Here is a 4,543-nt window from a genome sequence, read left to right on the forward strand (position 1 = left end):
CGTCTGCCGCGCGACGCCATGCACGCACTCGCGCGGCACGGGGCGCAGACCCAAGTACGTCCAGTACGAGGGCCTACGCCCGGCACCCCGAGAGCACGGACCTGACGCCGCGCGGCCGCCCTCCGGGCGAGGACGGGAATTGTCAGACAGGCCCTAGCGGCCACCCGGTACCCGAGGCACCCGGTACCCGCAGCACCCGACCGCCCCGCCCCCGCACCGAGAAATCGGCCGGGGGCGGGGCGGTTCGCGTTGCCCGCGCGCTACGGCGGCTCGGGCGGTGCGCGTCGTACGACGGCTCAGGCGTCGCCCTCCAGGGCTCCGGTGTCGTCCCCCGCCGCTCCGGCGCGCGCCCGGCGCTGGGTGAGGACGGCGAGGAGGTTGTCGACCAGGCGTTCCGCGTCGGCGTCGGTGCGCAGCGGGTTGGCCAGCAGGGCGTGGGTGTAGGCGGGGGCGAGGATCAGTTCCAGCACGTCCTGGACGTCCAGTTCGCCGGTGCCCGCGGCGGTGAGCATCGCCTCGATCTGGCGGGTGCGGGGTTCGACGAACTGGTTCAGCCCGTCGGCGTCGAGCGTCCCCGAGCGGGTCGCGGCGGCGAACGCCCTGGCCAGCGCCAGGTTCTTGTCCTCGCGCAGGCCCGCGAGCAGCCGCTGGGTGTAGACCAGCGCGTCGGCCCGCAGATCCCCGGTGACGGGCAGCGGCGAGCGCCGGCTCAGCTCCTCGAAGAGGGTGTCGAGGACGAGCCCCTCGGGGGTGCGCCAGCGCCGGTAGATGGTCGCCGGGTGCACCCCGGAGCGCTCGGCCACCTCCGCCACCGTGACCGTGCCGTCCGGAGAGGAGTCGAGCAGTGCCCGGACCGCCGCGTGCACCGCGTCCCGCGTCTTGGCGGATCTGCCTCCTGGACGGATCGTCCCTGCTGCTTGCGTCATGCACCCATGCTACCGCGACTCACTCGCGTTAGTGGCTGGATATCGACTGCTAACGCGAGTAACTCGCATTAGTGGCCCTCTTTGCCGTACTCTCAAACGCAAGACATTCGCGTTAGGAAGGTGGGGCTCATGCCTCGGGTACTTGTGGTGGGTGCGGGGATCGCGGGCGACACCGTCGCGCTCATGCTGGGACGGGCCGGCTGGGAGGTCACCGTCGCGGAGATCGCCCCGGAGCTGCGCGGCGGCGGTCAGTCCGTCGATCTGCGCGGCGACTGCCGTGCGGTGCTCGACCGGCTCGGGCTGCTCGACGAGGTCCTCGCCCGGCTGGTGGACCAGCGCGGCGCGGCCTGGGTGGACGGCGACGGACGGCGGCTCGCGGAGATGCCCGTCGAGGCGTTCGGCGGCAACGGCTACGTCTCCAAGGAGGAGCTGCTCCGCTCGGACCTCGCCCGCGTCCTGCACGACGCGGCCGGCGCGCAGGTCACGCACCTCTTCGGAGAGACCGTGGAGGCGCTGGAGGACGCCCCGAACGGGGTGTCGGTACGGTTCCGCCACGCGCCGCCCGCCGAGTTCGACCTGGTGATCGGCGCGGACGGGGCGCACTCGCGGGTGCGTCGGCTGCGCTTCGGGCCCGAGGAGGTGTTCCGCCGCCAACTGGGCCTCGCGCACGCCTGGTTCACCATGGACGAGACCCCGGCGACGCCCCCGGTCGACGGCTGGTTCGTCACTCACAACGCGCCGGGCAGCCGCTCCGTCGAGGCACGTCCGGGGCATCCGGGCCAGCAGGAGATCGGGTTCACCTTCGCGGCGACGACGCTGCCGCCGCGGCGCGACCGGGAGGCCCAATTCGCCCTGCTCGACCAGGTGTTCGCGGATGTGGGGTGGCGCACCCGGGAGCTTCTCGCCGCCGCGCGGCAGGCGCCGGACTTCGCCCTCGACACCCTCGACCAGATCCAGCTGCCGAAGTGGTCCGACGGCCGGGTGGTGTTGCTCGGGGACAGCGCCTGGTGCGCGAGCCCCCTCAGCGGGCTCGGCACCGCCCTGGCGCTGCGCGGCGCGGCGGCGCTGGCCGACGCCGTCGAGGCGGCCGACGCCCTGCGGCTGCCGCACCGCCTTTCGGACGCGCTCACCGCGTACGAGACCGCGATGCGACCGCGCGTCCAGGACGCGCAGCGGCTGTTCCCGGGGCGGGTGCGGCAGGCGGCGCCTCGTACCGAACTCGGCATCCACGCCGTCGCGTGGCTGATCCGCCAGATCCAGAAGCCCCCGCTGGCGAAGACCTTCACCCGCCTGGCGGCCGGTCACGGACAGGGGCAGCCGACCTGAGGGACCAGCCCGCCCTTCAGGAAAAACCCAGGTCAGCCCAGTCAGCCCCGGTCGGCTCCGGTCATCTCTGGTCGGCTCTGGTCGGCCGCGCCGTCCAGCACCCGCCGCCACTCCTTGACGGCACCTTCCGAGACCGGTCCGTGCCAGCCCTGCGGACGCGCCGCGCCGCCGATGTGGAAGGCGTCGAGGCCCGCGGCGAGCAGCGGCGGCACATGGTCGAGGCGGAGGCCGCCGCCGACCAGGACGGTCTGGCCGTAGCCCGGCTCACCGCGGCGGCCGTACTCGGCCAGCAGGGTCGGCAGCCCCTCGTCGACGCCGGTGGCGGCGCCCGCGGTGAGGTAGGTGTCGAGGCCGGGCAGGTCGGCGAGCTGCTTGCGCAGGGCGTCGCGGTCGGCGGCCCGGTCGATCGCGCGGTGGAAGGTCCACCGGCAGCCCTCCAGCGCACCGGCCACCCGCTCCACGGCGGCCAGGTCCACTCCCCCGTCCGCGTCGAGGAACCCCAGCACGAACTGGTCGGCGCCGGCCGCCCGCATCTCCTCCACCACCCGCAGCAGCCGGGCCATGTCACCGGCCGCGAATCCGTCCGCCAGGCGGAGCATCACGCGCAGGTCGATGTCGACGGCGGCACGGATGCCGGCGACGGTGGCGGCGGACGGGGTGAGCCCGTCGGCGGCCATCTCGGTGACCAGCTCCAGGCGATCCGCGCCTCCGGCCTGGGCGGCGACCGCGTCCTCGATGTCGAGGGCGATCACCTCCAGGACTGCACGCTTGCTCATGGCACCCCATTCGTCATGGCCAAAGATCCAGTAGAGGTCTAGTCCAATTTAAGAGTACGCGGCCGGGCGCGCGCCAGTACGCCACCGGCGTGATGGGCCGTGACACAGATCGCGCATACCGCAGTATGCTCGCACCATGGCGGACACGACACGGATCACGGTGACACTGCCGACCGAACAGGTCGCCGAACTGAGAAAACTCACCGACAACGTCTCCGGCTATGTCGCCGAAGCCGTGGCACGGCAACTGCGGCATCAGCTGCTCGGCGCCGACCTGCTGCGCCACCAGGAGGAACACGGGCCCTTCACCGAGGAGGAACTGGCGGAGGCCCACTCCAGGATCTTCGGGGCAACAGGCGCCGAGGGCCCGGCGAGCGCGGCGTGAACGAGCACGTCGAGACCGTCGTAGTGGACTCCCAGGGGGTCTCCGCCTGGATCGCGCAGGACCGCAAGATCCTCGCGATGTTCCAGGTGTTCCACGCCATGGGCGCGGATGTCGTCATCGGAGCCAACACCATCGTGGAAGTCAGCCACGCGCGAGTGAACATGCCCCGGCTGCGATGGATCCTGTCCCGCGTCAAGGTCGAGCCGCTGACCGAGAGCGCGGCGAGGGCGTCCGCCGAACTCCTCAAGGGCACGGGCCTGCACGGCCACAAGTACGCGATCGACGCGACCGTCGCCGAGATGGCCCTGCGCCAGCCGGGTCCGGTGGCCGTCTTGACGTCCGACGTCGACGACATGGCCCGCTTGTGCGGCGACCGCGTCCGGATCATCGGCATCTGAGCGTCCGGACCGTCGGCATCCCATCGGCCGCCCCCGGCCGTAAGAGAATGACCCCATGGCCGACCTCGACGCGCTCCGTCTCCGTTTCGTCCGTGCCCTGGATGCCGCCCGTGGTGGCGAGGGCGGTCCGGATCCCGTGCCCTATGCGGACAATCTGCTCGCCCGCTGGCAGGAACCCCAGCGGCACTACCACACGCTGACCCACCTCACCGCGGTCCTGGACCATGTCGACGTGCTGGAGGCGCACGCGGCCGACCCCGATGTCGTACGCCTGGCCGCCTGGTTCCACGACGCCGTCTATCTGCCGGACCGTTCCGAGAACGAGGAGCGTTCGGCGCACCTGGCCGAGCGCGCGCTGCCGGAGGCCGGGGTGGAGCCGGCGAAGGTCGCGGAGGTGGCCCGGCTCGTCCGGCTGACCGTCACGCACGACCCGGCCGAGGACGACCGCGACGGCCAGGTGCTGTGCGACGCCGACCTGGCGATCCTGGCCGCGCCCCCGTCGGCGTACGCCGCCTACGCCGCCGAGGTCCGCGAGGAGTACCACTTCGTCCCCGATGACGCCTTCCGGCAGGGGCGTTCCGATGTACTGCGCCAACTCCTCGCGCTGCCACGGCTGTTCCACACCCCCTACGGCCGGGAGCACTGGACGGCCACCGCCCGCTACAACCTCGCCGCCGAACTGGAAATGCTGTCGCCGTGACGCCGTCCCCTGCCTAGGGCCTGTCTGACAAT

The 4,543-nt window shown here is 72.4% G+C and carries 6 protein-coding genes; 4 read left to right on the plus strand and 2 right to left on the minus strand.

All coding sequences use genetic code 11. The annotated features are described in order from the left end of the window. Window positions 1–296 precede the first annotated feature (296 nt). A complete protein-coding gene (locus CCN72_RS17225; RefSeq protein WP_086808289.1) occupies window positions 297–926 on the minus strand; it encodes a TetR/AcrR family transcriptional regulator in 630 nt (209 codons plus the stop codon). A gap of 129 nt (window positions 927–1,055) precedes the next feature. Between CCN72_RS17225 and CCN72_RS17230 the strand changes: the two genes are divergently transcribed. Next, window positions 1,056–2,252: an FAD-dependent monooxygenase gene (locus CCN72_RS17230; protein WP_086808290.1), complete on the plus strand. Its 1,197-nt coding sequence runs from the start codon at window positions 1,056–1,058 to the stop codon at window positions 2,250–2,252. Between the two features lie 41 nt (window positions 2,253–2,293). Here the strand turns inward: CCN72_RS17230 and CCN72_RS17235 are convergent, their stop codons facing one another. Further along, window positions 2,294–3,028, minus strand: coding sequence for a copper homeostasis protein CutC (locus tag CCN72_RS17235; RefSeq protein WP_085565329.1), 735 nt, complete (start codon window positions 3,026–3,028; stop codon window positions 2,294–2,296). Window positions 3,029–3,164: 136 nt separating this feature from the next. Here CCN72_RS17235 and CCN72_RS17240 point away from each other — a divergent pair, with 136 nt between their 5' ends. The 3 genes from CCN72_RS17240 to CCN72_RS17250 are packed head-to-tail and all read left to right on the plus strand — an operon-like array spanning window position 3,165 to window position 4,511. Continuing rightward, window positions 3,165–3,413 carry a hypothetical protein gene (locus tag CCN72_RS17240; protein ID WP_086808291.1) on the plus strand — a complete coding sequence of 83 codons (249 nt, stop codon included), beginning with the start codon at window positions 3,165–3,167 and terminating at the stop codon, window positions 3,411–3,413. Next, on the plus strand, window positions 3,410–3,811 hold the full coding sequence (locus tag CCN72_RS17245; RefSeq protein WP_086808292.1) for a DNA-binding protein: 402 nt from the start codon (window positions 3,410–3,412) through the stop codon (window positions 3,809–3,811). Before CCN72_RS17240 ends, CCN72_RS17245 begins: the two co-directional genes overlap by 4 nt. Window positions 3,812–3,866: 55 nt before the next feature. After that, entirely contained in the window at window positions 3,867–4,511 is a 645-nt protein-coding gene (locus tag CCN72_RS17250; RefSeq protein WP_086808293.1) for an HD domain-containing protein, read from the plus strand. Window positions 4,512–4,543 lie beyond the last annotated feature (32 nt).

The organism is Streptomyces murinus (assembly GCF_002154555.1).
In the GTDB taxonomy this organism is placed as follows: Bacteria; Actinomycetota; Actinomycetes; order Streptomycetales; family Streptomycetaceae; genus Streptomyces; species Streptomyces murinus.

What these genes read in the sequence shown, in the direction of transcription:
- CCN72_RS17225 (WP_086808289.1), bottom strand. Translation starts at nt 926, where the DNA reads ATGACGCAAGCAGCAGGGACGATCCGTCCAGGAGGCAGATCCGCCAAG.
- CCN72_RS17230 (WP_086808290.1), top strand. Translation starts at nt 1,056, where the DNA reads ATGCCTCGGGTACTTGTGGTGGGTGCGGGGATCGCGGGCGACACCGTC.
- CCN72_RS17235 (WP_085565329.1), bottom strand. Translation starts at nt 3,028, where the DNA reads ATGAGCAAGCGTGCAGTCCTGGAGGTGATCGCCCTCGACATCGAGGAC.
- CCN72_RS17240 (WP_086808291.1), top strand. Translation starts at nt 3,165, where the DNA reads ATGGCGGACACGACACGGATCACGGTGACACTGCCGACCGAACAGGTC.
- CCN72_RS17250 (WP_086808293.1), top strand. Translation starts at nt 3,867, where the DNA reads ATGGCCGACCTCGACGCGCTCCGTCTCCGTTTCGTCCGTGCCCTGGAT.